Consider the following 19,842-nt stretch of genomic DNA (forward strand, 5'->3'; position numbering starts at 1 on the left):
CTGTGGTCTCCGGTAAAATATGTCATGTCATTTGCGCCTTTTGCACACGGTTATCGCGGCGTAGGGTGCGTTGGCCGATGATCAGTTGCATCAGGATAATTGCGGTCAGCATGGTGACGATCAGCACAGCGGAATAGGCAATCGCGATGCCAAATTCGCCGTTTTCCACCCGTCCGACGATAAAGGCCGTGGCCATATTGTGCCGCGCACTGACAAGGAAGATCACCGCCGAAACCGAGGTGATGGCCCGCACAAAACTGTAGGTCAGCGCGGCCATGATTGCGGGTCCCATCAACGGGGCAATGACGCGGCGCACGGTGGTGAATGAATTTGCGCCGCAGGTGATCGAGGCCTCGTCCAGTGACGCATCCAGTTGCGACATCGCCGCGATCCCGCCGCGCACCCCGACGGGCATGTTGCGGAAAACAAAGACGATAATCAAGATAATGCTGGTGCCGGTCAGCTCGATCGGCGGGAAGTTGAACGCCATGATATAGCTGACCCCGATCACCGTGCCGGGGATGGCGAATGACAGCATGGTGCTGAATTCGAAGGCATCCTTGCCAAAGAATTTCTGGCGCACCAGCAGATAAGCCGTGGCCAGCCCGACGATCGCCGTTAAGGGGGCCGCGATGCTGGCGATTTGCAGGGTGGTGAAATAGCTGTCCCAGGCCACACCGGAAAAGCGCCAGCCGTGGGCGGTGTGTTTGATGCCGAAGGCGCGGACGTAATGCGCCCATGTGAACGTGTTGTCATAGCCCCAGAGTTTCACAAAGCTGCCGAAGATGATCATCGAATAGACAACCGCGGTGAACGCAGCCCAGGGCAGGGCGGTGGCATAGGCCGCGATGCGCACCCCGCGCGACAGGGCGGCGTGCTGGCCGGAATCCGCTTTGCCGGTGACGGTGGCATAGGATTTTTTGCCAACCCATGTGCGTTGCAACAGGAACGCGCCCAGTGTCAGCGACAACAGCGCAATCGCAAGGATCGCCGCCTTGGCCGGATCGGCCACCGCGCCGACAATGGCGAAATAGATTTCGGTTGATAGCACATTGAAATTACCCCCCAGCACCAGCGGGTTGCCAAAATCGGCCAGACTTTCGATGAAGCCCAACAGGAACGCGTTGGCCAATCCGGGTCGCATCAGGGGCAGGGATACATAGCGGAAGGTCTGCCAGCGGTCGGCGTCCAGCGTCTGGCTGGCCTCCTCCATTGACGGGCTGATGCCCTCGACCACGCCGATCAGCACAAGAAATGCGATGGGGGTAAAGGACAGAACCTGCGCCAGATAAACGCCGCCAAAGCCGTAAATCCAGCGGGTTTTCTCGATACCGAACAGATCGGCGAACAGTTGGGTCGCCGCCCCCGTGCGGCCAAACAGCAGGATCAGCGCAAGGCCGATCACAAAGGGCGGGGTGATGATCGGGATCACGGTCAGCATTCGCAACAGCGGCTTGGCCTTGAAATCGGTGCGGGTGAAAATCAGCGCAAAGGCCAGTCCCAGCAGCACGGTTGTTGTCGCCGTCATGGTGGCCAGAATCACCGAGTTGATCGCCGGGCCACAGGTGCCGCCGATAAAACAGCTAAGCCCCCACAGGTCGGAGGAAAAGAAACGCGGGAAAAACTCGGTCAGGGAATAGCCACCGTCGATTTCAAACGCGCGGATCAGGATATGGGCGACGGGGAAGAAAACAAACACCCCGACCAGTGAAATGATCAGCCCGATCAGCCCGACAACAAAGGCATCACCCCGCGCCTTGCCAGCCGAAGAAAAGGCGGTGGTCAGGATAAACAGCAGGGATACCAGTGTCACCAGCGCCCCCGCACCAACACCGCCCTGACCGCTTTCGGCCCCGAGCGCCAGAAATATATCGGTCATGAAACGCGGGCCGGAGCGGACTACCGCCAGACCTTGCAAGGCGGTCAGAAACAGCCCGAGGGCGGCAATGGCAACAATCAGCCGTGCCTTGATGACAGGCGAGGGCACCAATGCCAGCACGCCGCCGATCAACACAAAGGCAACCAACGGGGCGCCCAGATACAGGCGGCCTTGTCCCAGAACATGCGCCAAAGCCGAGGCATTTTCACCCGTGGTAATGCCCGTTATCCAGCCAAACGACCAAAAGCCGCCATCGGTCATATACCATGGCATCAGGCAATAGCCGATCGCTCCCACCAATAGCCAAAGGGCGGCTGTGCGTGTCATTGGGCTGTTCCTTCAGGGCTGAAATGCACTTGCGAAATTCGGATAATCGCGGGGCGCACAGGGAAAATATGCGCCCCGCTAAACGGGCAGATCAGTTGCCCGGTTTTACTTCTTTGTCCCAGCGCGACAACAGGCGCTCGCGGGTGTCAGTTGCGCCATAAGTGGCGAAATCATAGTCGATCAGCTTGATCGACTCGACGGCAGGTGCCTCGGGCGGGATGGTCGCGTTTGAATTTGACGGGATGTTGAACACGCCGACTTCAGGGCCGGCCGATTGCGCTTCGGCGCTCAGCACGAATTCGACCCATTGCTTGGCTTCGTCAAAGTTCTTGGCGCCGGTGATGATCGATACACCGCCAACCTCGTAACCGGTGCCCTCGCAGGGGGATACGATTTTCAGCGGGAAACCGGCGCGGGCCAGTTTGACCATGTCGTGCTCGAACCCGATGGAAATACCTGTTTCGCCACGCGCTGCCGCCTTGGAGGGGGCCGAGCCGGATTTGGTATAGCTGTTCACGTTTTCGCCGATTTCCTTCAGCAGGCGAAAGGCGTCATCCTCGCCGAAAATCTGCACGATGGTGGCCAGTTCGGTATAGGCCGTGCCGGATGAATTCGGGTTTGCCACCTGAATTTCGCCCTTGTATTGCGGGTCTGTCAGGTCTTTCCAGCAGGCTGGCGGCTTGATGCCCTTTTCTTTCAGAATATCAGCGTTATAGGCAACGCCCAGCACACCCAGATGGATGCCGATGGTGCGCCCGCCCGAAATTTCAGCCAGATTTTGCGCCCAGCCCAGCAATTCGGAAGTGTCCGCGCCAGACGGTTGTGTCAGCCCTTCGGCCGCAGCAATCAGATGCGGGTCCCCCGTGCCGCCCCACCAGACGTCGATTTTCGGGTTGCCGGCTTCGGCCCGCACCTGCGCCAGCGTTTCGCCGGTGGATTTGCGCACCATGGCGACCGAAATGCCGGTCTTGTCCTCGAAATTGCCGGCCATCAGGTCGCACCAGTCTTGCTCGTTGCTGCAAACCACATTCAGTTCAGCGGCAAATGCACTACCGGTCGACAATGCGGCGGATAGGGCCAATGCACTAATAAGGGTCTTTTTTTTCATGATATTCTCCCAAGTATATTGATCTGGAAAACGGTGGCGACTCTGTTTTTGACGCCCCGCGATCAGCTAAAGTCTAGCAGGAGGATGGCTAACCGGCGGGGTGCTCGATTAACAATGCTACAGTTGATCGGGATTTTTGTTAACAGAATTACAATTTTGGCTATTGTCCTACGCAACTCTGTGGCTTGTAAATAAAACAGGATTATCAGGGTGTTTTGTGTAACACTGGGCGCAACATTCGGGGAATGAAGAAACGGTTCACAATGAACAGGGAAAATACAATCGGCAAACTCGCCAAAATCGCTATCATTGATGACGATCCGGACGTGCGTCTGGCGTTGGAATCCCTGTTGCAGGAAAACGGATTTGAACCCCTGCCAATGCAGGGCAGCCGTGATTTTTTCGCGCTGGGGGATCATCCCGATGTTGATCTTGCCCTGATTGACTTGCGTCTGAACGGGGAATCCGGCCTGACACTGGCGATCCATATCCGCGAACATCTGGACCTGCCGATTGTGATGCTGACCGGCGTTGGCGACGAGGTGGACAAGATTGTCGGCCTTGAGGCCGGTGCCGATGACTACCTGATGAAACCGTTTAATCCGCGCGAATTGCTGGCCCGCATCCGCGCCGTTCTGCGCCGTTATGGCAAGGGGCAGTCAAACGGTGGTCGATCCGTGCCGGCGGATCACGATACGATCAGGTTTGGTGACAAGCTGCTGGATCGCACGCGGCGCGAGTTGTTTGACCATACCGGTGCGGAAATCCCGCTGACCAATGGTGAATACCGCCTGCTGGAAGTGTTCCTGAGCAAGCCCGACGAAATCATCCCGCGCGAGGAATTGCTGGAACAACTGGGCAGTGACCTGTCGCATTATGTGGACCGCACGATTGATGTGCTGATCCTGCGTCTGCGCCGCAAAATTGAATCCGTGCCTTCAAAACCCGTCCACCTGCAAACCCGCCGCGGCCTTGGCTATATTTTCGTGCGCGATCCGCAAGGGGCGCTGCGAAATTCCGGCACCTGATGCGCGGATTGTTCAACCCCGATATCCGTCAGCGCCTGTGGATTGCGCTGGCGCTTTTGGCGGCTTCAACCATTTTTGTCGGCGGCATCGCGTGGTATGCGCTGGACCGCGCCGGCACGCGGATGGAACGGCTGCATAGCGAAACCCTGACGCAGGTGGCCCGCGCGCTGAACCTGTCGAAACAATCCTCGGACATCGCCACATCCGCCCCTTTTCTGCTGAACCTGAAATCCCCTTATCTGATTGAACGCGAGGGGGGCGTGTTGCTGACCACGCTGGAACCGGTGCTGACCGCATGGCCCTCGGTCGAGGCCAGCGCGCAATCCCCCATCGACACCTACGAGGTCGAGATCGCCGCGATTGTCCAGAAAATGAAAACTGCCATCACCGATCTGGTTGCGGCGGCGGAAAAGCTGAATGTCGAACAGGATGCCACTCTGGCCCTGAACGCCCGCCTTGCCCGCCTCGAGGCCGCCTATTACCGCCTGTCCACCGACGAGGATCGCGCCAGCGCCGAGCGCCGGATCTGGTTGGCCTTGCAAGGTATGGCGAACGAGCTGGTTGGGGCGGGACACGCCCAAAACCTGCCCGGCGTGGGCGAGCGGCAGCGTAATTTCCAGAGGATGGGGCGTGAATTCAATGCATTGAATGCAATGGATATCCAGACCGATGCCTATCGGACGCTGGTCGAAATATCATCGGGCGAGCAGGGTTTGTTTCAGGTCCGCCGCCGCGAATTGTCACACGGGTTGGAAAGCCAGAACGCGCTGTTTCGCATTCGCTATAACGCCAGCGCGATCAGTGATCTGGCCGCCAGATTTGCCCGCAACGCCGAGGATTTCCTGTCCGAGGAGCGCCACAAAACTGCCGTTTCGATTGATTTTGCCAAGGCAGTGATCCTGATTGCCGGCCTTGCCAGCGTCACCATTGCGCTATTGGCGGCGATCTTTGTCTCGGGTTATGTGACCGGCAATATCAAGGCCATTTCCGATGCCATGTTGCGATTGGCCCAAGGCGACCGTAGCACCGAATTGCGCCGCAAACCCGTGGCGGATGACGAAATCGGCAAGCTGCACCATTCCTTTCGGGTGTTCCGCGCCAATGCCTTGCGGCTGGATCGCTCGAACCGGCAGTTGCACCAGAAAAACGCGCTGTTTGAAAAGATGTTCGCGAATATTTCCGAGGGCATCGCAATTACAAGCGACAGCGGCCATTTGACCGCCACAAACCCGAATTTTGCCGCTGTATTGCGGGTTGATCCGGCCATGCTAAAGGGCAAGCCGTCAATCAACGAGGTGATGCGGCATAGCGATTTTGCCGATCAGGCTGTGGTGGCCGGTATTCGGGCGGGGTTTCGGGGCTTTACCGAATTGCAAAACGAAGCGGGGCAGACGCTCGAGGTGCGTTGTAGCCGGCTGCCCGATGGGGGCGGCATCTGGCTGTTTTCCGACGCCACCGAACGACGGCAGATGGACAACCGGTTGCGCCAGATCCAGCACATCGAAAGTCTGGGCAAAGTGACCGGCGAGGTGGCGCATGATTTTGGCAATGTTTTGTCGACCATCACTGCCAACATCCACCTGCTGGAAACCGGCAGCAAGAAAACCACGCGCAAAACCTTGTTGCAACGCATGGAAAATGCAGCCGATCTGGGCATGTCTCTGACCCAGCGCCTGCTGGCCTTTGCCCGCAAGCAGCGCCTGAAACCCGAGGTGGTGGAGTTGAACGAACTGGTTGACGGGCTGACCGATCTGGTCGGCATCGGGCTTAAGGACGGTGTGGCCCTGACCGCTGATCTGGCGGACGAAAAACTACCCGTGCGGGTTGACCCCGGCCAATTGGAAAGCGCCATCCTGAACCTGTGCCTGAATGCCAGTCAGGCCATCGAAGGGCAGGGAGAAATCCATATTACGGTGGCGAAATCGGGCGCGGAAACGGCAATGATCGAGGTGGCCGATAATGGCTGCGGCATGGATGAAAGCGTGATGTCGCGCTCGCTGGAACCATTCTTTACCGCGCGCAAGGACGGGCAGGGGACGGGGCTGGGCCTGTCGATGGTATACGGCTTTATCAAACAGACCGGCGGCGATATCCAGATCGACAGCACGCCGGGTAAAGGCACCCGCGTGCGTTTGGTGTTGCCGCTTCAGATGGCTGGCAAATCCAGCCAAGCTGTGCCTGTTTGCGGTCGGGCGCTGGTGGTCGAGGATGACCCCGCAGAACTGCAAACCGCGACCGGTCTGATGCAGGATTTGGGCTATGAGGTGGTTCGGGCGGCCAGTTTTGCCGAGGCCGAATCCATACTGCAATCCAATCCCGATTTTGACGTGGTTCTGACCGATCTGCATCTGGATCAGGGTCGCTCGGGCTGGTCTATCGTCGAATATTGCCTCGAGAATACGAATGGCCGCATCATCGTGGCATCGGGCCGGATGCCCCAAACCCATCCTTATTCCAACCGGCAAGAGCCGCGCGTGACCTGCCTTGAAAAACCCCTGACGGCGGAAATTCTGGCACAGGCCCTTGCGGCAAAGCCACCCGCCTTTGCCGCCGCCGGTGCCTGACTATACCGGTTACCCCGCGCGAACAGCCTCAAGGTGACCCTTGAACCCGTCGCTTTGCATCAAGGCCTTGCAGCGCTCAAACCGTTCAACAGAATAGGCCCAGAAATCTTCGGCAGGGTTGCCGTCGGCGTGCTGGATCAGCCCCCACAATGTCCACAGCAGATCGCACATGGCCTTGTAGATCACCATCCGGCCAACCTGTGCCGCCGTGGGCTCAGTCCCGAAATAGGCCCGCAGAATTTCCAGATCCTGCGCATCGTCAAACCCGCCTTCAACCGATAAATCCCCCAGATCCCACAGTGGGTCATTCATACCGGAATATTCCCAGTCGATGATCCACATCTTATCCCCGTCATCCAGAAAATTCTCGCACAAGGGGTCGCAATGACACGGGGCAAGCGGGGCGGGGTTATCGGCCAGAACATTTTTCACGGGCTGGGCCGCTTTGACGACATCGGCGTAACCTTCGGGCAGATCGGTATCCTTGCCCGCAAGGATTTTCAGATAGTCGTCAATCATCGAAAACAGCTCGAACCGAAAGCGGAATTCCTGCCCCGAATTATGCAGTCTGGCCAGCGCCGCTCCCGCCCGCGCTGGCGATCCCTTGCGGCTTTTGAAACCCGCACCCGTCATGGTTTCGGCCTCGATGCAGCGGCTGATCATCACCCCGCTTTGCCCGTCCGCCCACAGGATTTCCGGCGATACACCTGCCGCCTGCGCCGCCCGTGCGTTGTGCAATTCAGTCGCGCGGTCGATGTAATCCGAGGTGCCTTCGCCAGGGATGCGGACAATCAGCTTTTCATGATTGGTTTCAATACGGTAAACCAGGTTTGTTAATCCACCCAGCCGTGTAGCCGTATAGCTGTCCATACCCGCGCCCATGAATTGTGGCAAATTTTGCAGCGCCGCATGGACCACTTGTTTTTTTTCGGGCATTCTATCCTCCTTTTCAGGATTTTAAGCGTTTACTCTCAGCGTCATACAGGGGCGAATTCATGCAGATAATTGCATGTTGCTCGCCAAACACCTCTAATGAAAATGCGCTCTTGTCGCACAAGGCCACGGGCAAATAACCGAGCATTATGCTTTTGCCCACCGTTGCCCCGAACGCGGCACTGGAAACCAGCGACACCACCTTGCCATTATGCAGGATCGTTTCGCCTCCGAACAGCGGCAGGTCAACGTCCGAAGTAAAGCAGCACAATCGCTGTTGCACCCCGTTCAGTTTTTGCTTTTCCAGCACCTTGCGGCCGATGAAATCCCCCTTGGATTTCAGATGTACGCGAAAGCCCAGGCCAGCCTCGATCGGCGTATAATCCGGCGTGATGTCCGCGCTCCAGTAAAGGTATCCCTTCTCCATCCGCAGCCCGTCAATCGCCCGATAGCCGATGTCGCGGATACCGTGCGCCGCGCCATGTTCGCACAAACGGTCATAGACATGCAGGGCGTATTCCGTAGGCACATGCAACTCCCACCCCAACTCGCCGACATAGCCGATGCGGATCGCCCGAACGGGGGCCGCGCCAACGATAATGTCGCGGGTGGTGGCAAAGGGGAAGGCCCCGTTTGATACGTCACTTTCGCTTGCCGCTGCCAGCACATCGCGCGCCTTTGGCCCCATGATGTTGATCACCGCGCGGGCCGAGGTGACTTCGATCAATGTGGCTGTGCCATCCGTGGGCAAGTGCTGTCTGATCCAGTCGCTGTCATGCACGCCAAAACCGGCACCGGTTACAATATAGAAATGGTTTTCCGCCAGTCGGGTGATAGTCAGATCGGCCTCGATCCCGCCGCGCTCGTTACACAGCTGGGTATAGATCACGCTGCCAACCGGCTTGTCCATGTTGGAAACCGCCAGCCGCTGCAGTGCCTTCAACGCCCCCGTGCCAACCAGTTCGAATTTGGCAAAACTGCTCTGGTCACACAGCGCCACACCATTTCGCACCGCGTGTTGTTCTTCTGCCGCGTAATTCTTCCAGCCCGGATGCAGGAAATCCAGCTGGTCCACAGGCGCAACCCCCTCTGGCGCAAACCACAGCGGGCGTTCCCAGCCGTTTTTGCTGCCGTAAACCGCGCCCTTTTCCTTTAGCCGCTGATACAGCGGCGACAGGCGCAATCGCCGCGCGGTTTCAGCCTCGGCCCCCGGATAGCGCATCTTGTAGTGATGCGCGTAATGTTCAACCGCGCGGGGATACATAAACGCCCGCGCCCCGTGGTGCGGGCCAAAACGGCGGTTGTCCAGCGGCCACAGATCCAGCGAGGGGCGACCATCGATCAGCCATTCGGCAATCATTTCGCCAGCCCCGCCACCTGCAGCAATGCCATACAGGAAACCGGTGGCCAGCATCAGATTGCTGAAGTCCGGCACCGGCCCCATCACGAAATCCCCATCCGCCGAATAGGGGATCGGGCCGTTGATCACCTGACGGATGCCGACCTCGTTCACCACCGGCGTGACCTGCGCCGCCATTTCGGCCAGCGGCGCGAAACGGTCCAGATTGTCGGGCAGCAACTGGCGCACGAAATCGCCGGGGATGCCACGATCACCAAAGGGCAGGGTGTCGTCCTCGTAACCGCCAATCACCAGCCGCCCGCCCGCGTCGGGTTTGTAGTAAACCAGCCGGTCAGGATCGCGCAGGGTGGGCAGGTCATCGGGGAAATCGGGGATTGGTTCGGTGACGATATACTGGTGCTCGACCGCGCAGGCCGGAATATGTAGACCCAGTTTTGCGCCCAACTCGCGGCTCCACATGCCGGATGCAAGGGTGACTGTTTCGGCCTCGTATGTGCCGTCCGTGGTGATCACCCCGCTCACGCGGCCCTTCACAACCGTGAAATCCAGCACCTTTACACCCTGTTTTAATGTGGCCCCGTGCAGCCGCGCACCCGCCGCGATTGACTGGCACAGGCCCGCCGGATCAACGTGGCCGTCAGAGGGAATGAACGCGGCCCCCTCCAGCCCCGTAGTGTCGATATAGGGGAACAACGCCTTGGCCTCGTCCGGGGTGATGATGTTCATTTCCAGACCGAAACTGCGCGCCATCGTGGCTAATCTGCGCGCCTCCTGCATCCGGTCCCTGGACGCCGCCAGCCGCAAGCTGCCCACCTTTTTCCAGTCGCTCGCCAGCCCTGTTTCCGCCTGCAACCCGTCATACATCGCGACCGAGCGTTGCAGCATCCGCGTGGTATTGCGCGAGGATCGCAATTGCCCCACCAACCCCGCCGCATGCCACGTCGCCCCTTCGGTCAACGCGGCTTTTTCCAGCAAAATAACGCCCTTTTCGCCGCGTTTGGCCAAATGATAGGCGATCGAGCAGCCGATGATCCCGCCGCCAATGATCAGGTGTTTTACTGAATGATCCGCCATTTACCCCCCTAACAGGTCCAGCATCTCGCGATGCAACGCCTTGGTCGCCGCCGCCACAACGCGCCCGTCCGATTGCAAGGTTAGCGGTGCGCCGGCCCAGTCGGTGATCACGCCCCCTGCGCCCTCGATCACCGGCACCAGCGGCAGGTAATCATAGGGTTGCAGATCGTAATCGATGCAGGCGTCCGCATGGCCCATCGCCACCAGCATATGAGGATAGCCATCATAACTTAGCCGCTGTTCACGTCCCGACTGGCACAGGCGCCGGAACAGGTCCGGCGCATCCAGCGCGATCTTGTTGCCCTCGTTGATATAGACAAAGGCGTCTTTCAGCGCGGTGACATTTGATGTGGAAATCGCCGCACCATTCACCGTCGCCCCGTCCGCGCTGCCGGTAAACACCTCGCCCAGTTCGGGCATCCGCACAACGCCCAGTTTCGGCACCCCATCCTGCAACAGGGCAATCAGCATACTGTAAAGCGGCATCCCCGAAATGAAACTGCGGGTGCCGTCAATCGGATCAATGATCCACAACAGATCACTGCCCTTGTCCTCAAATCCGAATTCCTCGCCCAATATCGAATGATCGGGGAAAAGCTGCGCCAACGCATCTCGGATCATCCGCTCGCAGGTCTGGTCGGCCACCGTCACCGGGCTGTCGTCGCCCTTGTGGATGATGTCCAGCGTCTGGCGGAAATAGCGTTTCGGGATGTCTTCGGCGGTGTCCGTGATGTCCAGAATGGCCTTTAGGTAGTGCTGCATAGTCAGTGTTCTTTTTCATGGCCCGCTATCACAAGCGAGGTTTCATTTTCGCCCAGCATGTCGATGACGGCATCTGGCGGGGTGGTTTCGGTGATCAGAATGTCGATGCTGGCCGCGTCATTGATGGCAATCGGCGCGCGGATGCCGAATTTGGAACTGTCGGCCAGCAGGATACGGGTCTGGGCGCGGGGCATGGCCTGGGCCAGCAGGTCGGCCTCGTTTATGTCGTGCAGCATCACGCCCACCTCGCAGTTGATCGCGCCAGACGAAAACACCGCATATTGCACGTTGAAGCGGCGGATAAACCCGATGGCATCCTGTCCGAACGCCCCACCGTCATGGCCACGCAATTCCCCCCCTGCGAAAAACACGCGATTGCCGTTACGGGCAGCCAGCGTGCTGGCGACGGTCAGCGAATTGGTGACGACATACAGATTGCGGTGGTTGTTCAGCGCGCGTGCGGCATAGGCCGAGGTCGAGCCGATATCCAGAAACAGCGAATCCCCGTCCTCGATGATCTGCGCCAGTTTGCCCGCGATTTGCCGCTTGGCCTCGGCATTTTCATCCATGCGGGCCTGAAAGGGTTGCTCGGTCAGGGTCAGGTCTTCGGCCAACAGCACGCCGCCATGCACTTTGCGCACTTGGGATTTTTCCTGCAACGCCTTGATATTGCGCCGGACTGTTTCGTCCGACACCCCCAGCCGTTCCGCCAGATACCCCACACGGCACGACCCGCCCGCAAGGCGCAGTTCCTTCAGGATTTCCTGTTCGCGGTGGTTTGAACGGGTGGCGGTATTGGGCATTTCGGCCTCGGGTTGCAGAATTTCAATTTCACCAAGTTACGGCGCAAAACCTCAAAAGCCAACGAAAAACCAAAAGAAACCCACAAATATTAGGTAATAATGTTGACGGATGCGGGGAATCGCCGCACGCTATCCTTAAGGCGGGGCGAATCCCGTCACTGAAAACCTGGGAGGTGCCCGATGAGGCATATACTGAAACGCACCCTATTGGGTGCCGCTATTGGCGCATTTGCCGCCACAGCTTCGCTTGCAGAGATCGAATCTGCCGACCCGTTAAAACTGACGCTGCATGACTGGTCCGGCCAGTTGATCAACACCCAGATCATGGGCGCCGTGCTGGAAGAGGCAGGTTATAACGTCGAATATGTGCAGGCCGATTACATCGCGCAATTCGCGGGCCTGAAAACCGGTGATCTGACGCTGGCGATGGAAATCTGGGCCACCACCGGCCAAGAGGCGCTGGACGAGGCGGTCGGCACGGGCAAGGTGGAAAACGTCGGCGAAACCGGCCTGCAAGCGATCGAGGAATGGTGGTATCCGCTATACATGAAAGAACGCTGCCCCGGTCTGCCCGACTGGAAGGCATTGCAGGCCTGCGCCGGTGAATTCGCCACGCCCGAAACCGCGCCAAAGGGACGATATGTCGGCGGGCCGGTCACTTGGGGCGGGTTTGATGACGAACGGGTCGAGGCCTTGGGGCTGGAATTTGAAGTGGTCCACGCGGGCACGGATGCGGCGCTGTTTGCTGAACTGGAAAGCGCCTATCAGCGGCAAGCGCCTGTCATTCTGTGGGTCTATGTTCCGCATTGGGCACCGGCAAAATACGAGGGTGAGTTTGTGGAGTTTCCCCCTTATTCGGCCGATTGCTATTCGGATCCGTCTGTCGGTGTGAACCCCGACAAGGCCTATGATTGCGGTAAGCCGCGCGGCCCGATCTGGAAGGCCGCATGGGCGGGCATGAAAGACAAATGGCCTGGCGCGTATGAAATCGTCAGTACATATAGCCTGACCAACGAAGAGATGAGCGCGATGGTTGGCGAAGTCGATCTGGACGGCAAATCTGTAGAAGAGGTTGTGAACGCATGGATGGATGCAAACGAACTTCGCTGGAAAAGCTGGATTAATCAATAATCGCAAAGCGGGGCCGGTTTTGCCGGTCCCGCAACATCTTGAATACAGGCCAAATGAATGACCCAACCCGCAAAACTTGTCTGCAAACATCTGTGGAAATTATATGGTCCCGTTCCACAGCAAATGATGGACACACAATATTTTCCACCTACAGATAGTGAATTGGAAAAATTCGGGGTCATCGGGGCAGTCAAGCACGCATCTCTGGAAATACGTGCGGGTGAGATTTTTGTCATCATGGGGTTATCAGGATCCGGTAAATCCACGCTGGTGCGCTTGCTTTCGGGGCTGATCGAACCCACAGTGGGCGAGATTTTCATCGACGGGCAGGACATGTTAAAAATGTCCGAGCGCGAACTGATTGAACTGCGCCGCCACAAGATGGGCATGGTGTTTCAGCACTTCGCCCTGTTGCCGCATCTGACCGTTTTGCAAAACGTGGCCTTTCCGCTGTCCATTCAGGGGCAAGCCAAAGCGGTCGCCGGAGCCCGCGCGCTGGAGGTGATCGAACTGGTCGGCCTGAAGGGGCGCGAAGGCTATTTCCCGCGCGAATTGTCGGGCGGGCAGCAGCAACGGGTCGGGATTGCGCGCTCTTTGGCGGTCGAGCCGGAAATCTGGTTTCTGGACGAGCCGTTCTCGGCACTGGACCCGCTGATCCGTCGCGAAATGCAGGACGAATTTTTGCGCCTGCAGGGGATGCTGAAGAAAACCATCGTGTTTATCACCCATGATTTTGACGAGGCAATCCGGCTTGCCGACCGTATCGCGATCATGAAGGACGGTCATATCATCCAGATCGCCACACCCGAGGAACTGGTGCTGAATCCGGCCGATGATTACGTTCAGGAATTCACCCGCCATGTGCCGCGCGACAAGGTGCTGAGCGTGGGCGCGGTGATGGATGCGGGGGCCGATGGCGGGGGCGACGGTATTCCGGCCCATACAAAGATTGCCAAAGTGGCCTCGCAGGTGGTTGCGGCGGGCAAGCCATTGAAAGTGATTGATGATACCGGCAAACCCGTCGGTGCGATTGATGCGCAACGGGTGATTGATGTGCTGGTGGGGAACGGGGCCTGATATGGCGCGGGTATCCCCAAAATCCATGATCTGGCTGGGGCTGTTCGCCCTGACATGGCTGTTGGCCACCTTTGGCAAAGGCTGGCTGGAAGCGGCAGGTCTGGACTGGGCCATGCAATACCCCGACGCATGGGTGATCCCGCTGAAAGACAGCATTTCGGCGGCGATGAAATGGCTGGTCGAGGAGGCCACATTCGGCCTGTTTACCTTCACCGAATTCACCCGCGGTATCAGTTGGATGATCGAGCAGCCCTATAACCTTGCCCGCGCCCTGCTGGCCGAAGGGTTTGTCGAAGGGCACGGGCGTCGCGCGGTGCAATTGGTGCCGCCCTTTAGCTGGATCGCGGTCACGGCGGGGGTGGTGGCGCTGGGCCATTACGCGCGCGACTGGCTGCTGGCCTCTATCGTTGGCGCGGCGTTTTTGTATCTGGCGGTGTTCGGACAATGGGAAAGCGCGATGGTGACGCTGGCCTCGGTGGTGATCGCGGTGCCGATCGGGGTTGCGGGCGGGCTGCTGCTGGGCATCACCGCCTATCGTCACCCGTCGTTCGAGCGCATCCTGAAACCCGTTCTGGACCTGATGCAAACCATCCCGATTTTCGCCTATCTGGTGCCAATCCTGTTCATGTTCGGCTTTGGCCCTGTGTCGGCGCTGGTCGCGACCGTGATCTATGCCATGCCGCCGATGGTGCGGATCACCACCATGGCGCTGCACGCGGTGGACCCCGAGATCAGGGATTTCGGCGTGATGTCCGGCTGCACCCGTCGGCAGATGACGTGGCGGGTGCTGGTGCCGTCAGCCAGGGCCAGCCTGATGGTGGGGGTCAATCAGGTGATCATGTTGTCGCTGAACATGGTGATCATCGCCAGTATGATCGGGGCAGGGGGGCTTGGCTTTGATGTGCTATCGGCCCTGCGCCGCCTGAACATCGGTGGCGGGTTCGAGGCGGGCATCGCGATTGTCATTCTGGCGGTGGCGATTGACCGGCTGTCACAGGCCTTTGCCCGGCGTGCCACCACATTCACCCCGCCGCCCAAAGGCGACACATGGATCAAACGCCACCCGCGCAGCGTGATCGTGGCGGTGATCCTGCTGGTCTCGTACGGGGTTGGCCTGATCCTGCCCGCCGTGCAGACCTATCCCGACGCCGCCACCCTGACCACCGGCAAGTTCTGGGACAACGGGGTCAAATACCTGAACATCAATTTCTATGACCAGTTCGAGGCGGTCAAACTGTTCTTCCTGCAAGGGTTCCTGCTGCCGGTAAAACGGTTCTTCCTTGGTATCCCGTGGGTCTGGGCCATTGCCATGGTCACTGCAATCGGCTGGACCTTTGGCGGCTGGAAACTGGCATTGATGAATCTGCTGATGGCCGGATTTATCGCTGCTACCGGCATGTGGGAAAAGGCGATGATCACGGTTTACCTGTGCGGCACATCCGTGGTGATCGCCAGCGTGATCGGCATCCCGCTGGGGGTTCTGGCGGCGGTGAATGAACGTGCGGGGCGCATCATCGGCGTGCTGATCGACACGCTGCAAACCTTGCCCAGTTTCGTCTATCTGATCCCCGTGGTGATGCTGTTTCGCATCGGTGATTTCACCGCCATGGTCGCCATCGTCCTTTATGCCGTAGTGCCCGCCGTGCGCTATGCCGCCCACGGGGTGCGCTCGGTCAGCCCTGAATTGATCGAGGCGGGCGTTGTCTCGGGCTGCACCAAACGCCAGTTGCTGTCGCGCATCCGTCTGCCGCTGGCCTTGCCGGAAATCCTGCTGGGGCTGAACCAGACCATCATGCTGGCCCTGTCGATGCTGGTGATCACCGCGCTGGTGGGAACGCGCGACTTGGGCCAAGAGGTCTATATCGCCCTGACCAAGGCCGACACGGGGCGTGGATTGGTCGCCGGTTTTGCCATTGCATTTATCGCGATAATTGCCGACAGAATTATCACAGCCAGCGCCAGATCGGCACGGGTCAGATATGGACTGGAGAGCGCAAATGGATAAAGAAACCGCCCTGAAACGCATCAGGTCATTACCGATCTGGCAAGGCGAAATCAGCACCGCGCCTTTGGGCGGTGGACGCACCAATCTGAACTTTACCGTAACGGACGATTCCGGCCGCTATGTGGTGCGGTTTGGCGATGACATCCCCGAACACCAGTTGATGCGGTTTAATGAACTTGCCGCCGCGCGCGCCGCCCATGCCGCCGGTCTGTCACCCGCCGTTGTGCATGTCGAGGACGGGCTGACCGTGATCGACTATATCGACGCAAAAACACTGGACGAACCCGACGTGGCCGACCCAGATATGCTGGCGCGCATCATCCCGCTGTTGCACCGTTGCCATCACGACATCCCCAAACATTTCCGTGGCCCGGCGCTGATCTTCTGGGTGTTCCATGTGATCCGTGATTATACCGCCACCCTGCGCGATGGGCACAGCAACTATACCGCGCAACTTAATGATTATCTTGACATTACCGAGAAATTAGAGGCCGCCGTTGGCCCCGTCGAAATCGTCTTTGGCCACAACGACCTGATGGCGGCGAATTTTCTGGATGACGGCAAACGCCTGTGGCTGATTGATTGGGATTACGCCGGTTTCAATTCGCCGCTGTTCGATCTGGGCGGGCTGGCCAGCAACAATTCCCTGAACGAGGACCAGGAGGCCGTGATGCTGGACCTCTATTTTGACGGACAGGTCACCGATGAACTGCTGCACCGCTACCATGCGATGAAATGTGCCTCGCTTTTGCGGGAATCTATGTGGAGCATGGTCTCCGAACTCACCTCAAACCTCGACATTGACTATGTCGCCTATACCGCTGAAAACCTTACACGTTTCCGGCGCGCCTATGACACTTACAAGCAAAGCTGAGACGCCTATGAAAACCCTGCCCAAATCCTCGCGTGTTGTCATTATCGGTGGCGGTATCGTCGGCTGCTCGACCGCCTACCATCTGGCGAAACTGGGGGTCGAGGCGTTGTTGCTGGAACGCCGGAAACTGACATCCGGCACCACGTTTCATGCGGCAGGTCTGGTCGGGCAGTTGCGCTCAAACGCCAACATCACGCAGTTGCTGGGCTATTCGGTGGAACTGTATAACACCATCGAGGATGAAACAGGGTTGGGGACCGGCTGGAAGATGAACGGCGGTTTGCGGCTGGCCTGTAATCAGGAACGCTGGACCGAGGTCAAACGACAGGCCACCACCGCCCGATCCTTTGGCTTGCAAATGGACCTGCTGACCCCGCAAGAGGCACAGGATCTGTGGCCGCTGATGAATGTGGACGATGTGGTGGGTGCGGCCTTTATGCCGACCGACGGGCAGGCCAATCCGTCCGACATCACGCAAGCAATGGCCAAAGGCGCGCGCATGAACGGGGCGCAGATATTCGAGGATTGCAAGGTGACGGACCTTGAAATCGACAAGGGGGTGATCAAGGCGGTGATCACCGATCAGGGGCGCGTTGAATGTGAATCCGTGGTGCTGTGCGCGGGGCAGTGGAGCCGCAGCTTTGCCGCCCGTTTCGGTGTCAACATCCCGCTGGTCAGCATGGAGCACCAGTATATGGTGACCGAGCCGATCAAGGGTATGCCTAAAGATTTGCCCACCCTGCGCGACCCAGATCGGCTGACCTATTACAAGGAAGAGGTCGGCGGGCTGGTGATGGGCGGCTATGAGGCCAACCCCATCCCCTGGGCGGTGGACGGCATCCCCGAGGGGTTCCACTACACGCTGCTGGACAGCAACTTTGACCATTTCGAACCATTGATGGAACTGGCACTGGGCCGCGTGCCGGCGCTGGAAACGGCGGGAATCAAGACGCTGACCAACGGGCCGGAGAGCTTCACGCCGGATGGCAATTTCATCATCGGCGAAGCGCCCGAGCTGCGCAATTTCTTTGTCGGCGCGGGGTTCAATGCCTTTGGCATCGCCGCCGGTGGTGGCGCGGGCATGGCACTGGCTGAATGGGTGAAAAACGGCGAGCCGCCCTTTGATCTGTGGTCTGCCGACATCCGCCGCTTTGGCCGACCGCATTTTGATACCGACTGGGTGCGCACCCGCACGGTCGAGGCGTATGCCAAACACTACACCATGGCCTGGCCCTACGAGGAACACTCCTCGGGCCGCCCCTGCCGCAAATCGCCTTTGTATGAGGTGCTGAAGGATCAAGGCGCCTGTTTTGGCGAGAAACTGGGCTGGGAGCGCCCGAACTGGTTTGCCGGCGCAGGTGAAACGCCGCAGGATGTCTACAGCTTTGGCCGCCAGAACTGGTTTGACGCGGTGGGGCGCGAGCATAAGGCGTGCCGCGAGGCCGCTGTGCTGTTCGACCAGACATCCTTTGCCAAATTCGCACTGAAAGGGCCGGATGCGCTGGCCGCGCTGAACTGGATTTGTGCCAACAATGTGGACAAACCCGTCGGCGCGCTGACCTATACGCAGATGCTGAATGATCACGGCGGGATCGAATGCGACCTGACCATTGCGCGGGTGGCGGAGGATGAATTCTACATCGTCACCGGCACCGGCTTTGCCACCCATGATTTCGACTGGATTTCCCGCAATATTCCGGCGGGGATGAATTGCCAGCTGTTCGATATCACCTCCTCCAACGCCGTGCTGGCGCTGATGGGTCCGCGTGCGCGCGACATCCTGCAAGCGGTCACCCGCGCCGATGTGTCAAACGCCGGTTTCCCATTTGGCACCACCAAAACCATCGGCATTGTAGGTTGCCCCGTTCTGGCGCTGCGGGTGACTTATGTCGGCGAGCTGGGGTGGGAGCTGCACCTGCCGGTGGAATATGCCACCACGGTTTACGCGGCGCTGATGCAGGCCGGCGCGGAACACGGGCTGGTGAATGCCGGCTACCGCGCGATTGACTCGCTGCGGCTGGAAAAGGGCTATCGTGCGTGGGGGGCCGACATCGGGCCCGACCACACCCCGCAGGAAGCGGGCCTTGGCTGGGCGGTGAAGCTGAAGCGCAACACCCCGTTCAAGGGCCGCGAGGCCGCGCAGGCGCAGGCGGACGGTGGCGTGAAAAAGATGATGGCCTGTTTCACCTGCGATCCTGATGTGGTGCTTCTGGGCCGCGAAACCATCTATCGCAACGGCGAACGGGTGGGCTGGCTGACCTCGGGTGGCTTTGGCTATACCGTCGATAAATCAATCGGTTACGGCTATATCCGCAATCCGGACGGGGTGACGCGGGATTATGTTATGGAGGGCAGCTATGAACTGGAAGTCGCCACCCAACGCGTGCCCTGCACCGTCCACATGACCCCGCTGTATGACGCGATAATGGAGCGGATTAAAGGCTGATCAGGATCGGCTGGCCGGGTTGCAGGCCAGCGCCACCGTCCGTTCCCGCCGACATGGCTGTCCCCGCCCTCGGGCGTCAACTATGCGGTGGGGTTACGCGAGGGCACAGACGCGCGCCGGATCGGGGTGGTGCATCTGGGACAAGGCGCGGGGGACGGGAGGGTTTTGGGGGAGTAAACATGATTGTTCAAATTGCTAAACAATAGAATTTACTAAACCGGATTAATCATCGGGTTTTCTTGTTAGCAAGTATCTTAGAATGCTCATCGCCGGACAAAGAGCCGTAAATCTGAGGTACGTTAAATAGTTGGTTTCAGAAACGGGTTAGATGATTCAATACTATAGGCATAAAACCAGTACGAACCAACGAGTGACAATAGAATAAAAACACTATGGGCTACAAAGAATTGCCAGAAGGTTTTCCAATGTAATAGTAATGCCATTACCCACAGCAATGCTCCTGATACATCT

Annotated in this window: 13 protein-coding genes; 7 read left to right on the plus strand and 6 right to left on the minus strand. The window is 58.8% G+C overall.

Translation table 11 applies throughout. The annotated features are described in order from the left end of the window. Positions 1–22: 22 nt before the first annotated feature. Complete coding sequence (locus BAR1_RS04840; protein WP_118941973.1) at positions 23–2,206, minus strand: ABC transporter permease; 2,184 nt, start codon at positions 2,204–2,206, stop codon at positions 23–25. A 91-nt stretch (positions 2,207–2,297) separates the two neighbouring features. Continuing rightward, a complete protein-coding gene (locus BAR1_RS04845) occupies positions 2,298–3,314 on the minus strand; it encodes an ABC transporter substrate-binding protein (protein ID WP_118941974.1) in 1,017 nt (338 codons plus the stop codon). A 245-nt stretch (positions 3,315–3,559) separates the two neighbouring features. Here BAR1_RS04845 and BAR1_RS04850 point away from each other — a divergent pair, with 245 nt between their 5' ends. Together BAR1_RS04850 and BAR1_RS04855 are read left to right on the plus strand one after the other, a co-directional pair. Then, positions 3,560–4,342, plus strand: a complete 783-nt coding sequence (locus BAR1_RS04850; protein WP_228408742.1) for a response regulator — start codon at positions 3,560–3,562, stop codon at positions 4,340–4,342. Then, the gene (locus BAR1_RS04855; protein ID WP_118941975.1) at positions 4,342–6,906 is read left to right on the plus strand and encodes an ATP-binding protein; all 2,565 of its coding nucleotides are present in this window, start codon (positions 4,342–4,344) and stop codon (positions 6,904–6,906) included. The genes BAR1_RS04850 and BAR1_RS04855 overlap by 1 nt, the downstream gene beginning before the upstream one ends. A 9-nt stretch (positions 6,907–6,915) precedes the next feature. Here the strand turns inward: BAR1_RS04855 and BAR1_RS04860 are convergent, their stop codons facing one another. The 4 genes from BAR1_RS04860 to BAR1_RS04875 are packed head-to-tail and all read right to left on the minus strand — an operon-like array spanning position 6,916 to position 11,838. After that, positions 6,916–7,842 (minus strand): choline/ethanolamine kinase family protein, encoded by a 927-nt coding sequence (locus BAR1_RS04860; RefSeq protein WP_228408744.1) that lies wholly within the window; start codon positions 7,840–7,842, stop codon positions 6,916–6,918. 13 nt (positions 7,843–7,855) lie between these two features. Beyond that, positions 7,856–10,273: a GcvT family protein gene (locus BAR1_RS04865; protein WP_118941976.1), complete on the minus strand. Its 2,418-nt coding sequence runs from the start codon at positions 10,271–10,273 to the stop codon at positions 7,856–7,858. Further along, positions 10,274–11,035, minus strand: a complete 762-nt coding sequence (locus tag BAR1_RS04870; RefSeq protein ID WP_228408746.1) for an inositol monophosphatase family protein — start codon at positions 11,033–11,035, stop codon at positions 10,274–10,276. It lies immediately after the preceding gene. A 2-nt stretch (positions 11,036–11,037) separates the two neighbouring features. Continuing rightward, positions 11,038–11,838: a DeoR/GlpR family DNA-binding transcription regulator gene (locus BAR1_RS04875; RefSeq protein ID WP_118941977.1), complete on the minus strand. Its 801-nt coding sequence runs from the start codon at positions 11,836–11,838 to the stop codon at positions 11,038–11,040. A gap of 180 nt (positions 11,839–12,018) precedes the next feature. Here BAR1_RS04875 and BAR1_RS04880 point away from each other — a divergent pair, with 180 nt between their 5' ends. Genes BAR1_RS04880 through BAR1_RS04900 form a run of 5 tightly spaced genes read left to right on the plus strand, consistent with a single transcriptional unit; the run spans position 12,019 to position 19,371 of the window. Continuing rightward, the gene (locus BAR1_RS04880) at positions 12,019–12,969 is read left to right on the plus strand and encodes an ABC transporter substrate-binding protein (protein WP_118941978.1); all 951 of its coding nucleotides are present in this window, start codon (positions 12,019–12,021) and stop codon (positions 12,967–12,969) included. Between the two features lie 57 nt (positions 12,970–13,026). Then, positions 13,027–14,046, plus strand: a complete 1,020-nt coding sequence (locus tag BAR1_RS04885; protein ID WP_118941979.1) for a quaternary amine ABC transporter ATP-binding protein — start codon at positions 13,027–13,029, stop codon at positions 14,044–14,046. Position 14,047: 1 nt separating this feature from the next. Beyond that, positions 14,048–16,051: an ABC transporter permease gene (locus tag BAR1_RS04890; protein ID WP_228408748.1), complete on the plus strand. Its 2,004-nt coding sequence runs from the start codon at positions 14,048–14,050 to the stop codon at positions 16,049–16,051. Then, a complete protein-coding gene (locus BAR1_RS04895) occupies positions 16,044–16,925 on the plus strand; it encodes a phosphotransferase (protein ID WP_118941980.1) in 882 nt (293 codons plus the stop codon). Before BAR1_RS04890 ends, BAR1_RS04895 begins: the two co-directional genes overlap by 8 nt. A gap of 7 nt (positions 16,926–16,932) precedes the next feature. Next, positions 16,933–19,371: a GcvT family protein gene (locus tag BAR1_RS04900; protein ID WP_118941981.1), complete on the plus strand. Its 2,439-nt coding sequence runs from the start codon at positions 16,933–16,935 to the stop codon at positions 19,369–19,371. Positions 19,372–19,842 lie beyond the last annotated feature (471 nt).

The organism is Profundibacter amoris, from assembly GCF_003544895.1.
In the GTDB taxonomy this organism is placed as follows: domain Bacteria; phylum Pseudomonadota; class Alphaproteobacteria; order Rhodobacterales; family Rhodobacteraceae; genus Profundibacter; species Profundibacter amoris.